Origin of the sequence: Rhodococcus sp. BP-332 (assembly GCF_019836065.1) — a bacterium.
GTDB lineage: Bacteria > Actinomycetota > Actinomycetes > Mycobacteriales > Mycobacteriaceae > Rhodococcoides.
In genome coordinates, this window is record NZ_JABUEC010000001.1 from 1,010,359 (window position 1) to 1,030,920 (window position 20,562).

Consider the following 20,562-nt stretch of genomic DNA (forward strand, 5'->3'; position numbering starts at 1 on the left):
CACCCGTCGACGACCCGTCGTCCGGGCGTGTCGGGAGCGGCCTCCGGCCGGCCGGCGTCACTTGCGTGCGGAGAGCTTGCGGTACTCGAAGACGGTGTCGATGATCCCGTAGTCCTTGGCCTCCTCGGCCGTGAGGATCTTGTCGCGATCGGTGTCCTTGCGGATGACGTCGGCGTCCTTGCCGGTGTGGCGACCGAGGGTGGTCTCCATCAGACGACGCATGCGCTCGATCTCCCGAGCCTGGATCTCGAGGTCCGACACCTGGCCCTGCACACCGCCGGTGGACGGCTGGTGGATGAGGACGCGAGCGTTCGGCAGTGCCGCACGCTTGCCGGGGGCACCCGCTGCGAGCAGCACGGCGGCGGCCGACGCGGCCTGACCGAGGCAGACGGTCGCGACATCGGCGCGCACGTACTGCATCGTGTCGTAGATCGCCATCAGCGACGTGAACGAGCCACCGGGCGAGTTGATGTACATCGTGATGTCGCGGTCGGGATCGAGACCCTCGAGCACGAGCAGCTGCGCCATGATGTCGTTCGCCGAGGCGTCGTCGACCTGCACGCCGAGGAAGATGATGCGCTCCTCGAAGAGCTTGTTGTACGGGTTCGACTCCTTGACGCCGTAGCTCGAGTGCTCGACGAAGGACGGGAGGATGTAGCGGGAATCGGGCCCGGCGGGCGAGCTGGAGCCGGGGAGAGAACGGGGATCGAAGAGCTGGGACATCAGTACTCCAAGGGTGTGGGTGAAGAGATCGGACGACCGACAGGAGCGAGCGCGTCGCGCGCTGCGCTGTCCGGTCCGATCAGTTGTCGGCTCCGCTGGTGCCGCCGGCCTGCTCGGCGCGTGTGATGACGTGATCGACCATGCCGTACTCCAGGGCCTGCTGCGCCGTGAACCACCGGTCGCGGTCGGAGTCCTCGGTGACCTGCTCGAACGACTGGCCGGTGTGCTGTGCGATCAGTTCGGCCATCTCGCGCTTGGTGAGGGCGAACTGCTCGGCCATGATGGCGATGTCCGCCGCGCTGCCACCTATTCCGGCGGATGGCTGGTGCATCATGATGCGGGCGTGCGGCAGGGCGTAGCGCTTGCCCTTGGTCCCGGCGGTGAGCAGGAACTGGCCCATCGACGCCGCCAGGCCCATCGCGTAGGTCGCGACGTCGCACTCGGCGAAGTTCATCGTGTCGTAGATCGCCATGCCGGCCGAGACGGAACCGCCGGGCGAGTTGATGTAGAGCGCGATGTCGCGAGTGGGGTCCTCTGCCGAGAGCAGGAGGATCTGGGCGCACAGCTTGTTCGCGATGTCGTCGTCGACCTGCGTGCCGAGGAAGATGATGCGCTCACGGAGCAGACGCTCGTAGACGGAGTCGCTGAGGTTGAGTCCGGCGGTCGCGGACGTCATGGCCGGAGCGGTCACGATCGACCCTGCCTGACGGGACGGCCCTGCCTGGTCGGTGTTGGTCGCCGGGTTCGTGGTGGTCACGGTACCTGCCTTCTCGTGCTCGATGTGGTCTCGCCTGAACGAGTTTCTCGCCGTGAGCGCGAACGTTCCCTGTGGACGGAACGCTCACGTTCTCTGTCACCGACACTAACGAAGGACGGCGGCCCCGGAGTCCCGGAACCGCCGTCGTTCGCTGTGAGCGTTACTTCTGCTGTTCGCCCGCAGACGAATCGTCCGCAGCCGACTCGTCCGTGGACGACTCGATCTCCGCCGACTCGGTCTCGTCGGTGGCCTCGTCCTCGGGATCTCCGAAGAGCTCCTTGGTGTCGACGCTCGCACCGGCGGTGTCGGTCACGGAGACGCGATCGACGATCGCGGCGAGTGCCTTGCTGCGTCGGATGTCGGCGAACAGTGCGGGCAGCTGGTTGGCCTGCTGCACCTGCTGGATGAACTCCTCCGGTGCGATGCCGTACCGCTGTGCCTGGAAGACGATGTTCTGGGTCAGCTCTTCCTGTCCGACCTGGACCGACTCGGCGTCGGCGATGGTGTCGAGCAACAGCTGGGTGCGCACGGACTTCTCGGCACTCTCACGCGCGTTCGTGTCGAACTCCTCGCGCGAGGAGCCTGCGGCCTCGAGCTGCTGCGCGAGCTTGTCCTCGTCGTGGTCGAGCGGATGGATCGCGTCGTGCAGCGCGGAATCGACCTCGGCCTTGACGAAGGCCTCGGGAACCGGGACCTCGACGGACTCGAGCAGAGCCTCGAGCACCTTGTCGCGGATCTGTCCGGCCTGCTCGACCTTCTTGACGCGGGCCACGCGCTCGCGCAGATCGGCCATCAGCTCGTCGAACGTGTCGAACTGGCTCGCCAGCTGGGCGAACTCGTCGTCGGGCTCGGGCAGCTCGCGCTCCTTCACCGACTTCACCGTGACGGTGACCTGCGCTTCCCGGCCGGCGTGCTCACCGGCGAGCAGCGTCGTCGGGAACTCCTTGGAGTCACCCACGGACAGGCCGACGATCGCGTCGTCGAGACCCTCGATGAGCTGGCCGGAGCCGACCTCGTGGGACAGGCCCTCGGTCGAGGCCTCCGCGACGTCCTCGCCGTCGACCGTGGCCGACAGGTCGATGGAGACGAAGTCGCCGGTCTGCGCAGCGCGCTCGACACCGGTGAGGGTGCCGAAACGCTGACGCAGCGAGAGCAGCTGCTCGTCGACGGCCTCGTCGGTGATCTCGACCGGGTCGACGGTGACGGTGACGCTCGAGAAGTCGGGCAGCGTGATCTCGGGACGCACGTCGACCTCGGCGGTGAAGACGATCTCCTCGCCGTCCTCGAGCTTGGTGATCTCGATGTCCGGCTGGCCGAGGGGCTTCAGCTCGGTCGAGCTGAGCGCGTCGTTGTACTTGGCGGGCAACGCGTCGTTGACCACCTGGTTCAGGACGTTCGCGCGGCCGACGCGTGCCTCGAGAAGCTTCGCGGGCGCCTTGCCGGGCCGGAACCCGGGCAGGCGGATCTGCTGCGCGAGCGTCTTGTAGGCGCGGTCGAAATCAGGCTTCAGCTCCTCGAAGGGCACCTCGACGTTGATACGGACTCGCGTCGGGCTCAGCTGCTCGACAGTGCTCTTCACGAACGTGCTCCTTCATCTGCTCGACTGCAGTGATTCGTTGTCGGACTGTGGTGGTGCGGGGTGGTTCCGGTGGGAAGGTGGATCTGGACCATTCGATCGCGGCGACCGACGTCTGTCGGGATGACAGGATTCGAACCTGCGACCCTCCGCTCCCAAAGCGGATGCGCTACCAAGCTGCGCCACATCCCGTTCCTCGTGCACGCCGTCACCCTCGATCGTGGCGATTCGCACCGGCAAGGCCACAGCGACGTGCGCCGACGATCCTACGGCGGTACCGCGGAGGCGCCGACGGCGGGCCGATTTCTCGATCGCGCGCGACGTTCGGTACAGTTCCTCAACGCAGGCGGCAGGAGCTGGCGATCCCAGCACCGCCGCAGGCATGCGGGCGTAGCTCAATGGTAGAGCCTCAGTCTTCCAAACTGATTACGCGGGTTCGATTCCCGTCGCCCGCTCCACGAACGAGAGAGCCCCCCGATTCACCGAATCGGGGGGCTCTCGTGTGTTCGGGGGTCAGCCGGCGTCGGACAGGACTCCGGCGCCGTCGCGCGCCGAGGTGACCAGCGACACTGCCTCGAAGATGCTTCCGCACACGGTGATCGGCGAGCAGACGCCGAGGAGCTCGAGCGGGCGCCGCACTGCGGGGTCGGTGGCCACCAGCACCATCGGACGGACCGACAGCGAGGACGCCGCGCCGAGGAGAAGGACGGCGCCGGCGCTGCCCAGGAAGGTGACGTCCGACAGGTCGAGAACCACGTCCTCGTGGCCGCGAGCGGCCACGCGTGCCAGGACCTCGCGGAGTTCGGGCGTGGTGCTCATGTCGATCTCGCCGCCGACCGACACCACGGCGACGTCGCCGCGTTCGTATTCGAGGACGGTGAGATCGGCGGCGTCGAAAGAGAAGTGGGTGTCGAGTCCGTGTGCGGTCATTGCTGTGTCTCCCGGTTCGTGTGCGTCGATCTCGTTCCTCGGCGTCTGCCTTAGATTCGCCCGCCAGAGTGACGAGGCTGCGTGCAGAGCATCACGATCCGATAACGTTCACAGCACATCGAGATAACGCCGTTGCAGACTCAACTGCCTGTTCCGGGCATGACATCGCCTCGCGTCGGGAACACTGTGGTCATCTCGGCACCGTCCGTTCGAACCGCTGGAGGCCTGCATGCCCGTGTCCCACCCCGTCGTCGTCGGAGTCGACGGATCGTCCGCAGCGCTCGCGGCCGTGCGATGGGCCACGCGGCTCTGCACCGCTCGCGGCCTGCCCCTCGTACTGGTCACGGCGGTGTCCGCGCCGGCCTTCGCGGACGTCGACGACACTGCAGCGAGTGCACTCGACCGCATTCTCGCCGACGGAGTGGACGCGGCGCGGGCCGTGGCGGCCGACGTGTCGGTCTCCACCGAGACCCACCACGGCACCCCCGCCGGAGTACTGGTCGAACGATCGACGGACGCCGCGATGATCGTCGTGGGGACGCGGGGGCTCGGCGAGTTCACCGGAGGACTCTCCGCGTCGGTGAGCACGGCGGTGGCGACACACGCCTCGTGCGCCGTCACCGTGGTGCCTCTGGACACGCCGCCGAACGAGGGCACGGGACACGCCGTCGTCGTCGGCGTCGACGGCACGGACAACAGCGTGCCGGCCGTCCGCTGGGCGTTCGAGATCGCCTCGTCACGCGGGGCATCGCTGATCGCCGTGCACGCGTGGAGCGACATCGACGTTCCCGGCGGCCGCGGTCGGTCTGCCGAGGACGAGGAGGCCGTCCTCGCGGAGACGATGGCCGGGTGGTCGCAGGACTACCCCGACGTCGAGGTGGAGCGCGTGGTGGTCCAGGACCGGCCGGTGCGGGAACTCGTGGCCAGATCGGCCGAGGCGGACCTCGTCGTCGTGGGTCGCCGCGGGCGGGGTGGATTCACCTCGCTCCTGCTGGGATCGACCAGCCGAGCCGTGATGCACTCGGTGGACGTCCCTGTCACCGTCGTGCCGTCGCCCGTCTGATCCGTCCTCGCCCTCGCGAGGGGTGATCGGCCTACTGTTTCAGATGCTGCAGGCACGCGGACTCGGTCCGCCGACGAGAGGACCGGGCGTGGAAGAGATCCCCGCAGGCCTGACGGTCCACTCCCTCTACCAACCCGTCGTCGACCTCTCGACGCGTGCGCTGGTCGGCTATGAGGCCCTCGCCCGCGGCCCCGTCGGCACACCCTGGGAGTCACCCGCTGCGCTGTTCGAGTCGGCGCGTGCGCACGGGACCGTCGGTCAGCTGGACTGGATGTGCCGCGTCAGTGCGCTCCGGGGGGCGCTGGAGGCCAATCTGCCGACCGGGTTGCAGTTGTTCGTCAACATGGAACCCAGCGCGATGAACCTCGCGCCTCCCGCGGGGGTGGCCGCTCTGCTCGCCGAGGCGTCGCGACTGTCGGTGGTCGTGGAGATCACCGAACGTGACCTGCTCGCCGACCCCGCATCGCTGCTCGAGGCAGTGGAACGAGTGCGCGACCGACGGTGGCTCGTGGCGGTGGACGACGTGGGAGCCGAGACGGCGAGCCTGGCCCTGCTGCCGTTCCTGCGGCCCGACATCATCAAGCTGGACATGACGTTCACCCAGCAGCGGGCGACGGCGGACACCGCGCGGGTGCTCGCGGCGGTCTCGGCGGAGTCCGACCGCACGGGCGCGGTGGTCCTCGCCGAGGGCATCGAGACCGAGGAACACCTGCATCTCGCGCGTGAGATGGGCGCTGCTCTCGGCCAGGGCTGGCTCTTCGGCACGCCCGCTCCGTTGCCGCGCCGTGAGCCACACGCCGGCCCGACCGCCGCCGACCTGCCGTCGGACTCCCCCTTCGCCGTCGGGCTCACCCACCGCATGCCGTCCGCGCCGACGCCCTTCGCACTCGCCGCGGCCACCGGTGGCATCCGACGCGGGCGTCTGTCCCTGCTCTCCACGATCATCGACCAGTTCGCGCTCCACGCGGCGGCCACCGGACCGTCGACCATCGTGCTGGCCACGGTTCCGCACTCGTTCGAGGTGTCCGCCGAGCAGATGCAACAGGCCGCGCACCTCGCCGCGTCCGGGACGCTCGTCGCCCTGTTCGGACGAGGCGGCGCGGCGACCACACCGCCGGTGCCCGGCCTGCACACCATGAGGCTGCCCGCCGCGGACCCGCTGTTGCGGGAACTGTCGGTGATCGTCGTGAGCCCGCACTTCACCGCCGCCGTCATCGGAGCCGAAACGGACGGCGACGGATCGACCGAGTCGGACCCGGTCTTCGACTACCGCCTGACGTACGACCGCGAACTGGTGCTCGACGCGGCCACCCTGTTGCTCCGCCGCACCACTCCCGTACCGACCGAACCCGGATCGGGTCCGCTGCCCGTCTTCGGACCCCAGCGACCGCCCCGCATGTTCGGACACGGTCGAAACGGGTAGTCGGACGAGGTGACCGCGATGCTGAACGACACCCCGACCACCTCGACCCCGCCGACCGCAGCCGCGCTGCCGACGGCGCGTGGGCCGCTGTCCTCCGCCGTCCTGTCCGCACTCGTGCAGTCCCCGTCGGACGCGGGCAGCGTCGTCGCCCCCGTCACGGACGCCGATCCCTACGGCGACGACCTTCATCTCGCGTTGTACCTCTGCTACGAACTGCACTACCGCGGGCTCCCCGGTGTGGACGACGCCTGGGAGTGGAATCCCGACCTCCTGCGTCTGCGTGCCGAGATGGAGAGCGCCTTCCTCGCCGACGTCCGTGCGCACGTGACGGTGGGCGGCTCGGCGGCCGACGAGATGGACCTGTTGTCGACGGAGCACGTCGACGGGTCCGGCCCGTCCTTCCACCTCCGCGACACCGGCACCGCCGAGCAGATGCGGGAGTACCTCGCGCACCGGTCGCTGTACCACCTCAAGGAGGCCGACCCCCACGCGTGGACGATCCCGCGGCTGCAGGGTCAGGCCAAGGCCTCCTACGTCGCCGTCGAGTTCGACGAGTTCGGCGGCGGGCGCGGAAGCCGGATGCACCAGAACCTCTTTCGCGACCTCCTGGCAGCGGCGGGACTCGACGCGAACTACCTCGGTTACCTCGACCGGGTGGGTGCACCGACCCTCGCACCGGTCAACCTGATGTCGATGTTCGGTCTGCACCGATCGCTGCGGGGTGCCGCCGTCGGACACCTCGCCGCGACCGAGATCACCTCCTCACCCGGATCGCAGCGGCTGGTGAAAGCGTTGCAGCGGTTGGAGTTCCCGGCCGAGTGCGTCGCGTTCTACGCCGAGCACGTCGAGGCGGACGCGGTGCACGAACAGGTCATGCGACACGACGTGGTGGGCGACCTCATCGCGCGCGAACCGGAACTCGAGGCGGACGTCGTCTTCGGGATGCGCGCCATCGACCACGTCGAGAACGTCCTGGCGGACCATCTCATGGACGCGTGGAGCAACGGTCGAGAGTCGCTGCGCCCCGCGTCGTGATCCGCGACCGGAACCGGACTCTCCGTACACTGGGACCATGGAACCTCTGCTCCTGATCATCGTCGTCGTGGCTCTGGTCGTCGGCGTCGTCGTCGCGTCCCAGCGCAGGTCCGGCCGACGGAGTCTCGAGTCGCTCGACGACGCCAAGGCCGACGCGCGTCAGGCCATCGAGCGCCTCGGCGGCCAGGTGTACAACCTGGTGGGCTCGGACACTGCCTCCAAGCAGGCTCTGGCCGACGCGTCCGAGCGCTACACGGCCGCGGGCTCACAGATCGATCAGGCGCAGTCCCCCACCCAGGCGCGTCTGGCCAAACAGACTGCGCTGGAAGGGCTCTACTACATCCGCGCTGCCCGGCTGGCGATGGGCATGGACCCCGGACCCGAGGTCCCCACGATCGACGGACAGAAGTCCGCGGGCGAGGTCACCGAGGAACGCACCGTCGACTACGAGGGTCGGGCCGTGACCGCGAGCCCCGGACCGTCCGAGAAGACGCCGAACTACTACCCCGGCGGACGCGTGGCGGGTCGCCCCGTCCCTGCGGGCTGGTACTCCGAGCCGTGGTGGAAGCCCGCCCTCGTGGCCGGCGCGTGGGGCATGGGATCCATGTTCCTGTTCTCCGCGATGTTCTCCGGGATGGCCGGCGTGGGCTACGGGGCGGACAACTTCGCCAGTGGTGAGGGCGACGGGACCGACATGAACGACGGCGGCGACATGGGCGGCGACACGGGTGACGGTGGCGGCGACATGGGCGGCGATGCCGGGGGCGACTTCGGTGGTGGCGATTTCGGCGGTGGTGGCGACTTCGGCGGTGGTGGCGACTTCGGGGGCGGCGGCGACTTCGGAGGTTTCTGACCTCCACGGGCGCCGGTCCGCACACCCCCCGGTGCCGTGCACCCCGTCCAGTCAGCGGAACCGGGTGCGCGCCCCCCGGAACTCGTGCGGACGGATCAGTGCTCGACCGACCTCACGTCGCCTGACACGTCGGGCACCAGAAGAGGTTGCGGCCCTTCATGTCCGCGGTGAGAATCGTCGTGCCGCAGATCAGGCACGGCTGGCCGTTCCGCTTGTAGACGTAGGAACGCGGGCGTCCCGGTCCTCGCGACCCGGTGCCCGAGTCGTGTTCCTTGTCCAGCGTGATGATGCGCCCGCGTCGCACGCCCACCTTCATCAACTCGACGAGATCCGTCCACATCTCGTCCCACTCCTCGTGGTCGAGGTGCTTGCCGGTGCGGAACGGGCTCACGCGGTGCCGGAACAGCAGCTCGGCCCGGTAGACGTTGCCGATGCCGGCGATGACGTCCTGCTCCATCAGCAACGCGCCGACCGCCATGGCCGACTTGTGGATCCGGTGGAACGCCTTCTCCGGGTCGGACTCCTTGCGCAGCGGATCGGGACCCAGGCGCGCCACCAGCGCGTCGACCTGAGTGTCGTCGAAGATCTCGCAGCGGGTGGGGCCGCGCAGATCGGTGCCGTACTCCTCCCCCACCATGCGCATCCGCACCTGGCCGACGGGCTCCTTCATGGGAACGGACTGCTCGCCGAACTTTCCGTACAGCCCGAGGTGGACGTGGACGATCGCCCCGTTGTCGTACCGGTGGAGCAAATGCTTGCCCCAGGCGTCGGCGCGCTTCAGGACATGCCCGGAGACCCACTCGGCACCGTCGACGAAACGTCCCTGCGGACTGGACACCTCGATGACCTGGCCGCCGAAACGCTTCTGGTGCAGTCGCGCCAGACGATGGAGAGTGTGCCCCTCGGGCATGGGTGGTACCTGACTACTCGGGCTGTGGTGCGGACCCTCTTATTCGGAGCCGCCGTCGGCCGAGGGTGCACCGGGAACGGCCGGCGCGTCGCCGGTGCGCTCGTACTCGGACAGGATGTCGATGCGGCGCTGGTGGCGCTCCTCGCCCGACCACGGGGTCTCGAGGAACGCGTCCACGATCGCGAGCGCCTCGGGCAGCGTGTGCATGCGGCCGCCGATGCCGATCAGCTGCGCCTTGTTGTGCTGACGCGCGAGCTGGGCCGTCTCGACGCTCCAGGCGAGAGCGCACCGCGCGCCGGGGACCTTGTTGGCCGCGATCTGCTCACCGTTGCCGGAGCCACCGAGCACCAGTCCGAGGCTCTCCGGGTCGGCGACCGTGCGGCGAGCCGCCTCGATGCAGAACGCCGGGTAGTCGTCCACCGCGTCGTACGTGAACGCACCGCAGTCGATCGGCTCGTGTCCCGATTCCCGCAGGTGGTCGATGATCTGATTCTTGAACTCGAAGCCGGCGTGATCGGCACCCAGGTATACGCGCATGGCTAGAGTTTGACAGGTGCCCCCCTCCGCCCCGACGCCACCGTGCGGGTGGGGCCCCGTCGCCGGGGTGGACGGCGCCGCGGGCCGGTGGGTGGTGGCTCGCCTCCACGAGGGACGAGTGTCGTTGACCCTGGTCGACACCGTCGCGGCCGTCCTGGACACCACCCGGGACTGCGCGGCCGTCGGGGTCGACATGCCGCTGACCGTTCCCGACGCCGGAGTGCGAGCGAGCGAACTCCAGGTTCGGACGTTCCTGGGCCCGGCGCGATCGTCGCTCTTCCCCACGCCGGTACGCGACGCGGTGTGGGCGGCCTCCTGGGAGGACGCCTGCGTGATCGCCCGCGCCCGCACGGGCAAGGCCATCAGCAAGCAGTCCTGGTACCTCACCGACCACATCCGGGCCTGGGACGCGGCCGACCCAGACATCGCGCGGGTGATCGAGGTGCACCCGGAATCGTCGTTCCGGGCACTCGCCCCCGCCACCCGCTTCACGTCGAAGAAACGAGCCCGCGGCATCGCGCAACGGCTGCAAGCACTCTCGGTGGTGGTGGACGTGCCGGCGCTGCTGGAGGCCACGAGTGCGATCGAGGACGGGCCCGCGATGGACGACGTGCTCGACGCGGTGGCAGCCGCCTGGTCCGCGCGCCGCTGGCTCGGCGGCGAGGCACTGGAGTTCGGGGACGGCACTCGCGATCGCCGCGGCCGTCCCGACCTCATCGTGGTCTGACGCACCCCGCCGGAATCACCGACGGGGTGCGCGGTCGACTCAGTCGAACTGCGGGTCCTCGTTGCGAGAACGCTTGAGCTCGAAGAAGTGCGGGTACGACGCGAAGATCACCGACGCGTCCCACAGCTTGCCGGCCTCCTCGCCGCGCGGGATCCTCGACAGCACGGGACCGAAGAAGGCGACACCGTTGACGTGGATGGTCGGCGTGCCGACGTCCTTGCCCACCTTGTCCATTCCCGCGTGGTGGCTCTTGCGCAGCGCGTCGTCGAACTCACTGCTCGCGGCGGCCTCGGCCAACGAGGCCGGGAGGTCCAGTGCAGCGAGCGACTTCTGGATCACGTCCGGGAAGTCCTTGTTGCCCTCGTTGTGGATTCGCGTCCCCATCTCGGTGTAGAGCGGCGCGAGGATCTCGTCGCCCTTCTCCTGCGCGGCCGCGATCGCGACGCGGACGGGACCCCACGCCTTCTTCATCATGTCCTGGTACTCGTCGGGAAGATCGCGTCCCTCGTTGAGGACCGCCAGGCTCATGACGTGGAAGTTCGTCTCGATGTCGCGAACCTTCGCCACCTCGAGAATCCAGCGCGAGGTGATCCAGCACCACGGGCAGAGCGGGTCGAACCAGAAATCTGCCACGTCCTTGCTATCGCTCACGTCGGTCCTTTCGTCGTCGGGTAGTGCTCGGTGTTCGGCTGGTCTGCGGAGCGTCCCGCACAGTGGGCCGGTGACACGAACTCTGCACACCTGTTCTACCCGCCCGCGGCGACCGGCGTCATGATGGGATGGACACAGCCGCGACCGCAGTTCGGCGGTGGCAGAAGAAATCGACAGAAAGGGTGCACGTGGTTGCCCCCAATTTGACCAGGGACCAGGCAGAGGAACGGTCCTCGCTGCTCACGGTCACGCACTACTCCATCACTCTCGACCTGACGGACGGAGCCGGTGGCCCGGGCGAGAAGACCTTCTCCTCGACCACCACCGTCACCTTCGACGCGACTGCCGGAGCCTCCAGTGTCGTCGACATCGTCGCCGCCTCGGTGAGCTCCGCGACGCTCAACGGAACCGACGTCGACGTCTCCTCCTACGACGAATCGACGGGCATCGCGCTCACCGACCTCGCGGAGCACAACGAGCTCACCGTGGTCGCGGAATGCGTCTACTCCCATACCGGTGAGGGCCTGCACCGCTTCGTCGATCCGTCGGACGGCTCCGTCTACCTGTACAGCCAGTTCGAGACCGCGGACGCCAAGCGCATGTTCGCGTGCTTCGACCAGCCGGATCTCAAAGCGACCTTCGACGTGACGGTGACGGCACCGAAGGACTGGGCCGTCATCTCCAACGCGGCTGCCGCGGAGACCTCCGAGGCGTCCGGTGCCACGACGCACGTGTTCGAGACGACTCCTGTGATGAGCACCTACCTCGTCGCGCTCATCGCCGGCCCGTACGCGCAGTGGACCGATTCCTACTCGGACGACCACGGCACCATTCCGCTCGGAATCTACTGCCGCGCATCGCTGTCGGAGTACATGGACGCCGATCGCCTCTTCACCGAGACCAAGCAGGGCTTCGAGTTCTACCACCGTAACTTCGGTGTCCCGTACGCCTTCGGCAAGTACGACCAGCTGTTCGTGCCCGAGTTCAACGCGGGCGCCATGGAGAACGCCGGCGCGGTGACCTTCCTGGAGGACTACGTCTTCCGGTCCAAGGTGACGCGCTACTCCTACGAGCGCCGCGCCGAGACCGTGCTGCACGAGATGGCCCACATGTGGTTCGGCGATCTCGTGACCATGCGGTGGTGGGACGACCTGTGGCTCAACGAGTCCTTCGCCACGTTCGCGTCGGTGCTCTGCCAGTCGGAGGCCACCGAGTACACCAGCGCGTGGACCACGTTCGCGAACGTCGAGAAGAGCTGGGCCTACCGCCAGGACCAGTTGCCGTCGACGCACCCCATCGCCGCGGACATTCCCGATCTCGCCGCAGTCGAGGTCAACTTCGACGGCATCACCTATGCCAAGGGCGCCAGCGTCCTCAAGCAGCTCGTCGCCTACGTCGGGCTCGAGGACTTCCTCGCGGGCCTGCGCAGCTACTTCCGCGACCACGCCTTCGGCAACGCGACCTTCTCGGATCTGCTGTCGGCTCTCGAGGCCTCGTCCGGTCGCGACCTGTCGGACTGGGGTGATCAGTGGCTGCGCACCACCGGCCTGAACACCCTGACACCGGAATTCGAGATCGACGACGACGGCAACTACTCGTCCTTCTCCGTCGTGCAGGGGGCCGCGGCACCCGGCAAGGGTGAGCGCCGCGTGCACCGCATCGCCGTCGGCATCTACGACGGTGACGACTCCGGCGCGCTCACTCGCACCCAGCGGGTCGAGCTCGACGTCGAGCCGCAGGAGCGCACCGAGGTTCCCGCGCTGGTGGGCACGCCCGCCGGTCGGTTGGTGCTCGTCAACGACGACGACCTGACGTACTGCTCGCTGCAGCTGGATCCGACCTCGCTCGAGACGCTCATCGCGCGCATCGGCGACATCACCGAGTCGCTTCCCCGCACCCTGGCGTGGTCGGCGGCGTGGGAGATGACCCGGCAGGCCGATCTGAAGGCACGGGACTTCGCCGCACTGGTGCAGCGCGGCATCACCTCCGAGACCGAGGTCGGAGTCGTGCAGCGGCTCCTGCTGCAGGCGCAGACCGCGCTCGGCAGCTATGCCGAGCCGGGGTGGGCGCAGTCCACGGGATGGCCCGAGTTCGCCGACCGTCTCCTCGAGCTGGCGCGCGCGGCCGACGGTGGGTCGGATCATCAGCTGGCCTACGTCAACGCGCTGGCCTCGTCCGTGCTGGCCGAGCGCCACACGACAGCGCTGCAGGCGCTGCTCGACGGAGACGTGGACGGCCAGGATCTGGGCGGCCTCACCGTCGACACCGATCTGCGCTGGCGGTTCGTCACCGCTCTGGCTCGCAGCGGCGCGATCGACACGGGGTCCGACACACCCGTGATCGACGCCGAGGCAGAGAAGGACAACACCGCGGCCGGTGCCCGCAACGCGGCGGCGGCGCGAGCTGCCCGCCCGCAGGCCTCGGTCAAGGAGGAGGCGTGGACCACGGTCATCGACAACGACTCCCTACCCAACATCACCGCACGTGCCATCATCGGCGCGTTTCCCGGTGCGGGCCAGGGAGAGTTGTTGGAGCCGTTCGTCTCCCGCTACTTCGACGCCATCTCCGATGTGTGGGCACGTCGTTCCAGCGAGGTCGCGCAGACCGTCGTCGTCGGTCTGTACCCGACCTGGTCCATCACTGAGCAGTCGGTGGCGGCGGCGGACGAGTTCCTCGCGGGCGACCACCCGCCGGCCCTCGCGCGCCTCGTCGTCGAGGGTCGCGCGTCCGTGGTGCGGTCGCTCGCCGCCCGTGCGGCGGACGGTGCCTGACCGCACCTGACTCGCGCACGGACAAGGGCCCATCATCCTCGTGGATGATGGGCCCTTGTCTCTGTGCCGGGGTGGCGCCGTGTCAGGCGGACGGGCCGGTGATCGCCGCGCTCATGACGCGCACGGCGGCGACGAGGCCGTCGATCAGGTCGCCGTCACGGAAGGATCCCGTGGCCGCGGTGATACCGAGCTGCGCGATGCGGTCGTCGACGAGATGGGCGACGCCTCGACCGGAACGAACCTCGATGGCGCGCTGGTTCGGTGAGACGGCGATGAGCACCGAGTACTCGGCCTCGGGCGTTCCCGCGAGAGCGGCGTCCGCACCCGCGGCGGTGTCGGGGCCGAGGTCACCGACCAGCACGTTGAAGCGGATGCCCGTACGGCGGGTGGCCTCGATGAGCGACTCGTCGAGCTGGATCAGCTCGTCGGTCGCGAATGGGGACAGGTCGGGGTTGACGGTGCCCACCTGGTGCACACCGGAGACTCGACCGCTCGCGGTCACCACATGGCCGACGGGAAGGTTCTCCTCGTCGATCCGACGGGTCGAGAGTTCACCACTTGCCACTTGCCCGGCCTCCTACCAGCGAAGCCGAACCCGCGGTGAGTTCGGCGTGTGTCGAATGCGCAGCGTGCTGCGAGTACGGCGTCACCTCGTCCGTGGCCGACCACAGCACCGGGGCGTGGTCCCACTGCTGCCCGAGTCGGTAGGGGGCGGGACGCGGCGCGGGATCGGTCGACGTGATCTTCGCGAACACGAAGAGCGCGAGGAACAGTGCCAACGGAATCAGTCCGAAGATCAGCGCGGTTTCGAGGATGCTCACGCCCATCACCTTAGTGGACGGGTGTCAGGCCGCGCCCTCACCCAGGTACGGCAGCCAGGTGGGATCGAGTTCCTTGATGCTCGCGAGCAGTCGCCAGTGCGGACCCTTCGGCGGGACCAGCGCGGCGCGCAGGGTCCACCCCAGCTCGCTGAGCATCTTGTCCGCCTTGCGGTGATTGCAGGAAGCGCAGCACGCGACGCAGTTCTCCCAGGAGTGACCGCCGCCGCGACTGCGCGGCACCACGTGGTCGATGGTCTCGGCCTTGGAACCGCAGTACGCGCACCGGAAACGGTCCCGATGCATCAGAGCCGCCCGCGTCATCGGGATGCGCGCCCGGTAGGGCACCCGCACGTACGAGCGGAGGCGGATGACCGACGGCACCTGCAGAGCGATGTCCGCCGAGTGGACGACGGGACCGTCGTCGTCGTCGTGCACCACGACGGCCTTCTCGCAGACCAGCAGGACGACGGCACGCCGCATGGGCAGCGCGGTGAGTGGTTCGAACGTGGCGTTCAGGAGGAGTACGCGCCGCTTCACCCAGGCGGGGACGGCGTCCTCGTGATCGAGGTGCCCGTCGACGTCGGCCGGATCGGAGTGATCGGTGACGGCGTGCAACGACGCGCCGCCGAAGACGACAGGGTGTTCGGACTGGGGTCGCGCCCCCGACGCGCCGCCCTGCACGGCGTCGGTGGGCGACAGTTGTCGATGCCCGGCCCGAACCTTCGCGACAGTCCCGCTCTTCTTCATGCCACCTCCAGTGACCACTGCGCGCGGCGCGACTACCACTGGTTTGCGACAGCCACCGCCCGCACGTGAAGACCAACCACAGTGCATCACGAATCGGTGCCGTTCGCACGCTCATTCGAGGTCCGGCCGACGGCCACGCGGTGAACTCCGGGTGTCCCCCCGCACGGGTGGCGGGGTGGGTGCCGAGACGGGTGGTGACAGGTGGCGTGCGCCGAGGAGATCCGTAGACTTTTCGGGTGTATTCCTTCGACCCGAACGACGTCCTCGCCCTCTCGCTCTCCGACACCGGTCGCGACTGGCTGATCCAACGCCCGCTCCAGGTTCTGGGGTACGCCCTGCTCGCCGTGGTTCTGCGTTACGTCCTGCACCGCATGATCGACCGGTTCACCAGCCGCTCACCCGGCGCGGGTCGCAGCGCTGCGGGTAAACCGCCCCTGCTGAGGCCGCTGCGCGAACGTGCCCCCGCCGGCGTCACCACCACCATCCTGAACGAGCGCCGCAACCAGCGCGCCCGCACCATCGGTTCGGTGCTCAAGTCGGCGGTCTCCGTCGGCATCCTGGTCTGGTTCGTGCTCTCCGCGCTCTCCATCGTCGGTGTGAACGTCGCCCCCTTCATCGCGTCCGCAGGCATCGTGGGTGTCGCGCTCGGTTTCGGCGCGCAGAACCTCGTCCGCGACTTCCTCTCCGGCATCTTCATGCTGCTCGAGGACCAGTACGGAGTCGGCGACATCGTCGATCTCGGCGAGGCATCGGGCACGGTCGAGACCGTGGGCCTGCGGGTCACCACGGTCCGCGACATCTCCGGGACGCTCTGGTACGTCCGCAACGGCGAGGTGCTGCGTGTCGGCAACATGAGCCAGGGTCACGCCGTCGCGGTGTTGGACCTCCCCGTCAGTCATTCCGCCGACATCGACGTCGCGTGCGAGGTGGCCGAGCGCACGGCGCGCGAGTCCATCGAGCGTGGCGAGTTCCAGGAGGACATTCTCGAGGCCCCGCAGATGCTCGGCGTCGACGCCGTCACGTCGGACACGGTGACGCTGCGCCTGACCATCAAGGTCCGACCCGGCCGGCAGTGGGCCGTGCAGCGCCAGTTGCATCGTCAGATCCTGGACGCCTTCGACGAGTCCGGCATCGCGGCGCCCTACCCCAACGGGCGGCCCTTCGGACCCGCCCCGAGTATGAGCACGTGATCGTGGAGAACAATGGAGCCATGACCGAGCCGGCACAGACCTTCTACGACGCGGTCGGCGGTGCGGAGACGTTTCGCACCCTGACCGCGCGCTTCTACGCCGAGGTCGAGCGGGACGAGATTCTGCGGCGGCTGTACCCGGAGGAGGACCTGGGCCCGGCGGAGCGCCGGATGCGCATGTTCCTCGAGCAGTACTGGGGTGGTCCGCGTACCTACTCGGACGAGCGCGGCCACCCGCGTCTGCGGATGCGGCACTCGCCGTTCGTCATCGGGCCGTTCGAGCGCGACGCCTGGCTGCGCGCGATGCACACGGCCCTGGCGTCGATCGACTCGGACACGATGGACGATGTGCATCGACAGCAGTTCGTCGACTACATCGAGATGGCGGCGAACTCGATGGTGAACTCGCCGTTGTAGTGCTGCGCGCTCAGCCGAGGGCGCCGGAGCGGCTCTTGCCCCGCAGCTTGCGGGCGACACGCATCGCGAACCACAGGGGACGCGGGATGTGGGGGCGCAGGATGGCGTGCTTGCGCACGTAGTGCGGCACGTGCCACTCGGCCCAGGTGCCGGCGTAGAACAGAGCGGCATCCCCGGCGCGGAGCACGCGGGGCTCGTTGCCCGCGGACTGGACGACGACCTCGCCCTCGATCACGTGGATGGTCTCGTCCTGCTCGAAGTACCAGTTGAAGGTGCCGGCGGTGCAGTCCCAGACCCACGACGACGTGGTGGTGTCCGGGCTGCAGGACCACTGACCGCTGCGCGCGACGGGAGCACCCTCGAGGATCCACGAAGGATCGATCGGAGCCGGCAGGAGCTCGACGGAGTCGAGACTCACGGCTTCGAAAACAGGAGTCGTCATGGAGGTTCCTTTACCGTCGCTTGAAGTTCCGCCTGAAAATACCCCACCAAACAAACTTTGGGTAGTTTTCACGCCGATCGTCCCGATTTTCTCGACCTTCCCATGGCATGAACAGCGGACGCGTGGTGATTCTCGTGGGAGCCGGGCAGGCCGGAGGCCGGTCGCCACGAGAGGCCGGGCAGGCCGGAGGGGTCGTGGTGACGGGCGCACCGCCCCTCGCGGCTCGGCCTTTGGCACTATTGCGCCTGTGAGCACTCCGATCGACGCGTCTGCCGGCCCGTCCCCCGCCGACGGCCCGTCCGCCCCGGCCCCCTGGTGGTCCGACGCCGTCTTCTACCAGATCTACCCCCGCTCGTTCGCGGACTCCGACGGCGACGGGATCGGTGATCTGGGTGGCATCCGGGACAAGCTCGGATACCTGGAACTGCTCGGCGTCGATGCACTCTGGCTCAGTCCGGTGATGCGGTCGCCGATGGTCGACCACGGATACGACGTGTCCGATCCCCGCGACATCGATCCGCTGTTCGGATCTCTCGAGACGATGGACGCCGTGGTGACGGAGGCGCACGCGCGGGGCATGAAGGTCACGATGGACCTGGTCCCGAACCACACCAGCGATCAGCACGAATGGTTCCAGGCCGCTCTGGCCGCGGCGCCCGGGAGCCCGGAGCGGGCCCGCTACGTGTTCCGGGACGGCAAGGGCGACGGCTCCGAGCCGCCGAACAACTGGCCCAGCATCTTCGGCGGTCCCGCGTGGCACCGCGTCACCGAGGCGGACGGCACACCCGGTCAGTGGTACCTCCACATCTTCGCGCCCGAGCAGCCGGATCTGAACTGGACCGAACCCGAGGTGCTCGCCGACCTGGAGGCGACGATCCGGTTCTGGCTCGACCGCGGTGTCGACGGGTTCCGCATCGACGTGGCCCACGGCATGGCCAAGCCGGCGGATCTCCCGGACATGGATCTGTCCGTGAACGAGCTGATGCGCAACGAGGACGGGGACCCCCGTTTCGACGACGACGGGGTGCACGAGATCCACCGCGCCATCCGCCGGGTCGTGGACGAGTACGACGGCGCGATGACGGTCGGCGAGGTGTGGGTCCAGGACAACGAACGCTTCAGTCGCTACATCCGTCCCGACGAGCTCACCCTGGGCTTCAACTTCCGGCTGGCCGAGTCCGCGTTCGACGCCTCGGCCATCAGGGACGCCGTCGACAACTCGCTCGACGCGGTCGACCGTGTCGGCGGCACGCCGACGTGGACCCTGTCCAACCACGACATCGACCGCGAGGTCACCCGGTACGGCGGAGGTGAGCAGGGTCTGCAGCGCGCACGCGCGATGGCCCTGGTCCTGCTGGCGCTCCCCGGTGTCGTGTTCGTCTACAACGGCTCCGAGCTCGGGCTGCCCAACGCGGACCTCCCCGACTCCGCTCTGCAGGATCCCGCCTGGTTCCGATCCGGCGGCCAGGAACGCGGACGAGACGCGTGCCGCGTCCCGCTGCCGTGGGAGGGCACCGAGCCGCCGTTCGGATTCTCGACGGCGCGGGAGACCTGGTTGCCGATTCCCGCCGAGTGGGCCCCGCTGACCGTGGAGAGCCAACTCGAGGACGTGGAGTCCATGCTGAGCCTCTATCGGACGGCGTTGAGCCTGCGGGCCGCGCGGCCGGAGTTCAGCGAGCCCGGAGTCGAGTGGTACGGGAGCCCTCCCGGGTGTCTGGCGTTCCGGCGCCGCGGCGGCGTCATCTGCGCTCTGAACACCACGTCCGAGCCCATCACCCTGCCGCCGGGAGCGCTGCTGCTCGCCAGCGCACCGCTGCAGGACGGGCTGCTTCCGGCCGACGCGGCGGCCTGGCTCGTCTGAGCGAGTCGCGGTGCGGGTCGGTCAGGACACCATGAGCGGGATCGTGGCGCCCCGGCTGCGGAACACCGATCCGTAGCGGGCGTCGAGCCGGATCCAGGACCGAGCGATTCGCACCCGGACGCGCGCGTCGTCCGCACTCCGCGACGAGTCGGACACCGTGGGCACGAACTTCATGGCGTTGAGCGCGAAGATCATGCGCATCGACACGGGCACCGCCTCGCCGTCGGCCTCGACGGTCACCACGCCCTGATCGAGCAGCGACACGGGCGGGCCGTGATCGGTTCCGTGTTCGCGGGCCAGGGCGACACCACGCTCGGCCAGCTCCACGAACACCGGACCGGGGACGTCGTCCACATGGGTCCACCCGGCGTCCGGCGGCACCGGACCGCGCCAGGCGGAGTCCATGCCGAAGCCGGGATCGAACGGTGCAGGTCCGGCGGATCGCATCGCCGAGAGGAGCCCGTCCGCGGCCACGGTGACGTCCGACGGCAGCACCCGGGCGCGGATCACGCGGGCGGCGAGGACGTCGAATCCGGTCTCGATCCACGCGACCACGTGACTGTCACCGCGGCGCCGGAGGCGCACCACCGCGCCCGGGTCGAGCCGCGCGGCGTGGGTCAGGAAGGTCGACAGATCGTCCCGGTCCCGCGAGTCCGGGACGGTCACCGACCGCTCGGCCAGCGCACCCGTCACGGCCGCTGCCAGCGCTGCAGGTACTCACGCTCGTCGCCGGACAGCCGGCGCAGGCGCTGGGTGTCGATGTCGAAGGCTGCGATCTGCGTCGACGCCACGATGGCCGGCGGAGTACTCATCGGTGCGCCGTGCGGGCGCACCTCGTATCCCGCCGTGAAGTCGACGGCCCGCAACTGCTCCACCCACATGAACACGTCGAGAGGCGTGTCCTCGTGGCGCAACTGGCCGCGGTAGCGCACGTGCAGGTCGGCGATCACCGCACTGTTCCGCAGGGTCGCGGTGGGGACACCGTCGGCCATGAGCCACGGGATGCGGGCCTCCTCCAGCAGCGTCACCATGCGTGCGTGGTTGATGTGCTGGTACACGTCCATGTCCGACCAGCGCACCTCGACGGGGCAGTGGAAGCCGATGAGCTCGTCGTCTGTCACGCCCCCAA

General features: G+C 68.8%; 22 protein-coding genes and 2 tRNA genes. 10 read left to right on the forward strand and 14 right to left on the reverse strand.

From position 1 onward, the window contains the following. Nucleotides 1-57: 57 nt before the first annotated feature. From HQ314_RS04680 to HQ314_RS04695, 4 genes are all read right to left on the reverse strand, one after another. Complete coding sequence (locus HQ314_RS04680) at nucleotides 58-723, reverse strand: ATP-dependent Clp protease proteolytic subunit (protein WP_027505653.1); 666 nt, start codon at nucleotides 721-723, stop codon at nucleotides 58-60. Between the two features lie 79 nt (nucleotides 724-802). Continuing rightward, nucleotides 803-1,399 (reverse strand): ATP-dependent Clp protease proteolytic subunit, encoded by a 597-nt coding sequence (locus tag HQ314_RS04685; protein WP_051613384.1) that lies wholly within the window; start codon nucleotides 1,397-1,399, stop codon nucleotides 803-805. A gap of 241 nt (nucleotides 1,400-1,640) precedes the next feature. Further along, nucleotides 1,641-3,059 carry a trigger factor gene (tig, locus tag HQ314_RS04690; protein WP_056445908.1) on the reverse strand — a complete coding sequence of 473 codons (1,419 nt, stop codon included), beginning with the start codon at nucleotides 3,057-3,059 and terminating at the stop codon, nucleotides 1,641-1,643. A gap of 115 nt (nucleotides 3,060-3,174) precedes the next feature. After that, nucleotides 3,175-3,248 (reverse strand) — tRNA-Pro (locus HQ314_RS04695). Between the two features lie 192 nt (nucleotides 3,249-3,440). Here HQ314_RS04695 and HQ314_RS04700 point away from each other — a divergent pair. Next, nucleotides 3,441-3,514 (forward strand) — tRNA-Gly (locus HQ314_RS04700). Nucleotides 3,515-3,569: 55 nt separating this feature from the next. On the opposite strand, the gene HQ314_RS04705 is transcribed toward HQ314_RS04700, so the two are convergent. Beyond that, complete coding sequence (locus tag HQ314_RS04705; protein WP_051613329.1) at nucleotides 3,570-3,986, reverse strand: STAS domain-containing protein; 417 nt, start codon at nucleotides 3,984-3,986, stop codon at nucleotides 3,570-3,572. Between the two features lie 229 nt (nucleotides 3,987-4,215). On the opposite strand from HQ314_RS04705, the gene HQ314_RS04710 reads away from it, so the two are divergent. The 4 genes from HQ314_RS04710 (at nucleotide 4,216) to HQ314_RS04725 (ending at nucleotide 8,360) form a co-directional block, all read left to right on the forward strand. Further along, entirely contained in the window at nucleotides 4,216-5,049 is an 834-nt protein-coding gene (locus HQ314_RS04710) for a universal stress protein (protein WP_222649364.1), read from the forward strand. A gap of 88 nt (nucleotides 5,050-5,137) precedes the next feature. Continuing rightward, the gene (locus HQ314_RS04715; RefSeq protein ID WP_222649365.1) at nucleotides 5,138-6,472 is read left to right on the forward strand and encodes an EAL domain-containing protein; all 1,335 of its coding nucleotides are present in this window, start codon (nucleotides 5,138-5,140) and stop codon (nucleotides 6,470-6,472) included. A gap of 18 nt (nucleotides 6,473-6,490) precedes the next feature. Then, nucleotides 6,491-7,507 carry an iron-containing redox enzyme family protein gene (locus HQ314_RS04720; protein WP_222647157.1) on the forward strand — a complete coding sequence of 339 codons (1,017 nt, stop codon included), beginning with the start codon at nucleotides 6,491-6,493 and terminating at the stop codon, nucleotides 7,505-7,507. Between the two features lie 37 nt (nucleotides 7,508-7,544). Then, on the forward strand, nucleotides 7,545-8,360 hold the full coding sequence (locus HQ314_RS04725) for a DUF1542 domain-containing protein (protein WP_222649366.1): 816 nt from the start codon (nucleotides 7,545-7,547) through the stop codon (nucleotides 8,358-8,360). 112 nt (nucleotides 8,361-8,472) lie between these two features. Here HQ314_RS04725 and HQ314_RS04730 read toward each other — a convergent pair whose 3' ends face one another. Beyond that, the gene (locus HQ314_RS04730; protein WP_027505647.1) at nucleotides 8,473-9,270 is read right to left on the reverse strand and encodes an Fpg/Nei family DNA glycosylase; all 798 of its coding nucleotides are present in this window, start codon (nucleotides 9,268-9,270) and stop codon (nucleotides 8,473-8,475) included. 39 nt (nucleotides 9,271-9,309) lie between these two features. Beyond that, nucleotides 9,310-9,807: a ribose-5-phosphate isomerase gene (locus HQ314_RS04735; RefSeq protein WP_027505646.1), complete on the reverse strand. Its 498-nt coding sequence runs from the start codon at nucleotides 9,805-9,807 to the stop codon at nucleotides 9,310-9,312. A gap of 16 nt (nucleotides 9,808-9,823) precedes the next feature. Between HQ314_RS04735 and HQ314_RS04740 the strand changes: the two genes are divergently transcribed. Then, the gene (locus HQ314_RS04740; RefSeq protein ID WP_231476312.1) at nucleotides 9,824-10,534 is read left to right on the forward strand and encodes a DUF429 domain-containing protein; all 711 of its coding nucleotides are present in this window, start codon (nucleotides 9,824-9,826) and stop codon (nucleotides 10,532-10,534) included. A 39-nt stretch (nucleotides 10,535-10,573) separates the two neighbouring features. On the opposite strand, the gene HQ314_RS04745 is transcribed toward HQ314_RS04740, so the two are convergent. After that, complete coding sequence (locus HQ314_RS04745; RefSeq protein WP_027505644.1) at nucleotides 10,574-11,185, reverse strand: DsbA family protein; 612 nt, start codon at nucleotides 11,183-11,185, stop codon at nucleotides 10,574-10,576. Nucleotides 11,186-11,373: 188 nt separating this feature from the next. Here HQ314_RS04745 and pepN point away from each other — a divergent pair, with 188 nt between their 5' ends. Next, nucleotides 11,374-13,956, forward strand: a complete 2,583-nt coding sequence (gene pepN, locus HQ314_RS04750) for an aminopeptidase N (RefSeq protein WP_222649367.1) — start codon at nucleotides 11,374-11,376, stop codon at nucleotides 13,954-13,956. Between the two features lie 82 nt (nucleotides 13,957-14,038). Here the strand turns inward: pepN and HQ314_RS04755 are convergent, their stop codons facing one another. Genes HQ314_RS04755 through HQ314_RS04765 form a run of 3 tightly spaced genes read right to left on the reverse strand, consistent with a single transcriptional unit; the run spans nucleotide 14,039 to nucleotide 15,524 of the window. Then, nucleotides 14,039-14,521, reverse strand: coding sequence for a DUF5130 family protein (locus HQ314_RS04755; RefSeq protein ID WP_222630258.1), 483 nt, complete (start codon nucleotides 14,519-14,521; stop codon nucleotides 14,039-14,041). After that, on the reverse strand, nucleotides 14,508-14,777 hold the full coding sequence (locus HQ314_RS04760) for a hypothetical protein (protein ID WP_027505641.1): 270 nt from the start codon (nucleotides 14,775-14,777) through the stop codon (nucleotides 14,508-14,510). The genes HQ314_RS04755 and HQ314_RS04760 overlap by 14 nt, the downstream gene beginning before the upstream one ends. 24 nt (nucleotides 14,778-14,801) lie before the next feature. Further along, a complete protein-coding gene (locus tag HQ314_RS04765; protein ID WP_231476311.1) occupies nucleotides 14,802-15,524 on the reverse strand; it encodes an HNH endonuclease in 723 nt (240 codons plus the stop codon). A 236-nt stretch (nucleotides 15,525-15,760) separates the two neighbouring features. Here HQ314_RS04765 and HQ314_RS04770 point away from each other — a divergent pair, with 236 nt between their 5' ends. Beyond that, nucleotides 15,761-16,714 (forward strand): mechanosensitive ion channel family protein, encoded by a 954-nt coding sequence (locus HQ314_RS04770; RefSeq protein WP_222630254.1) that lies wholly within the window; start codon nucleotides 15,761-15,763, stop codon nucleotides 16,712-16,714. Between the two features lie 20 nt (nucleotides 16,715-16,734). Further along, nucleotides 16,735-17,130, forward strand: coding sequence for a globin (locus tag HQ314_RS04775; RefSeq protein WP_222630239.1), 396 nt, complete (start codon nucleotides 16,735-16,737; stop codon nucleotides 17,128-17,130). 10 nt (nucleotides 17,131-17,140) lie between these two features. Here HQ314_RS04775 and HQ314_RS04780 read toward each other — a convergent pair whose 3' ends face one another. Beyond that, entirely contained in the window at nucleotides 17,141-17,572 is a 432-nt protein-coding gene (locus tag HQ314_RS04780; protein ID WP_222649368.1) for a cupin domain-containing protein, read from the reverse strand. A gap of 247 nt (nucleotides 17,573-17,819) precedes the next feature. On the opposite strand from HQ314_RS04780, the gene HQ314_RS04785 reads away from it, so the two are divergent. Continuing rightward, a complete protein-coding gene (locus tag HQ314_RS04785) occupies nucleotides 17,820-19,433 on the forward strand; it encodes a glycoside hydrolase family 13 protein (protein ID WP_374197811.1) in 1,614 nt (537 codons plus the stop codon). 21 nt (nucleotides 19,434-19,454) lie between these two features. On the opposite strand, the gene HQ314_RS04790 is transcribed toward HQ314_RS04785, so the two are convergent. Continuing rightward, nucleotides 19,455-20,126, reverse strand: a complete 672-nt coding sequence (locus HQ314_RS04790) for a hypothetical protein (protein WP_374197812.1) — start codon at nucleotides 20,124-20,126, stop codon at nucleotides 19,455-19,457. Beyond that, a complete protein-coding gene (locus tag HQ314_RS04795) occupies nucleotides 20,123-20,554 on the reverse strand; it encodes a thioesterase family protein (protein WP_027505634.1) in 432 nt (143 codons plus the stop codon). The genes HQ314_RS04790 and HQ314_RS04795 overlap by 4 nt, the downstream gene beginning before the upstream one ends. Nucleotides 20,555-20,562: the final 8 nt, after the last annotated feature.

Excerpts from the sequence above, each read along its gene's own strand:
- HQ314_RS04680 (WP_027505653.1), bottom strand. The coding sequence starts at position 723 with ATGTCCCAGCTCTTCGATCCCCGTTCTCTCCCCGGCTCCAGCTCGCCC.
- HQ314_RS04685 (WP_051613384.1), bottom strand. The coding sequence starts at position 1,399 with ATGACGTCCGCGACCGCCGGACTCAACCTCAGCGACTCCGTCTACGAG.
- HQ314_RS04705 (WP_051613329.1), bottom strand. The coding sequence starts at position 3,986 with ATGACCGCACACGGACTCGACACCCACTTCTCTTTCGACGCCGCCGAT.
- HQ314_RS04710 (WP_222649364.1), top strand. The coding sequence starts at position 4,216 with ATGCCCGTGTCCCACCCCGTCGTCGTCGGAGTCGACGGATCGTCCGCA.
- HQ314_RS04720 (WP_222647157.1), top strand. The coding sequence starts at position 6,491 with ATGCTGAACGACACCCCGACCACCTCGACCCCGCCGACCGCAGCCGCG.
- HQ314_RS04725 (WP_222649366.1), top strand. The coding sequence starts at position 7,545 with ATGGAACCTCTGCTCCTGATCATCGTCGTCGTGGCTCTGGTCGTCGGC.
- HQ314_RS04730 (WP_027505647.1), bottom strand. The coding sequence starts at position 9,270 with ATGCCCGAGGGGCACACTCTCCATCGTCTGGCGCGACTGCACCAGAAG.
- HQ314_RS04735 (WP_027505646.1), bottom strand. The coding sequence starts at position 9,807 with ATGCGCGTATACCTGGGTGCCGATCACGCCGGCTTCGAGTTCAAGAAT.
- HQ314_RS04765 (WP_231476311.1), bottom strand. The coding sequence starts at position 15,524 with ATGAAGAAGAGCGGGACTGTCGCGAAGGTTCGGGCCGGGCATCGACAA.
- HQ314_RS04775 (WP_222630239.1), top strand. The coding sequence starts at position 16,735 with ATGACCGAGCCGGCACAGACCTTCTACGACGCGGTCGGCGGTGCGGAG.
- HQ314_RS04780 (WP_222649368.1), bottom strand. The coding sequence starts at position 17,572 with ATGACGACTCCTGTTTTCGAAGCCGTGAGTCTCGACTCCGTCGAGCTC.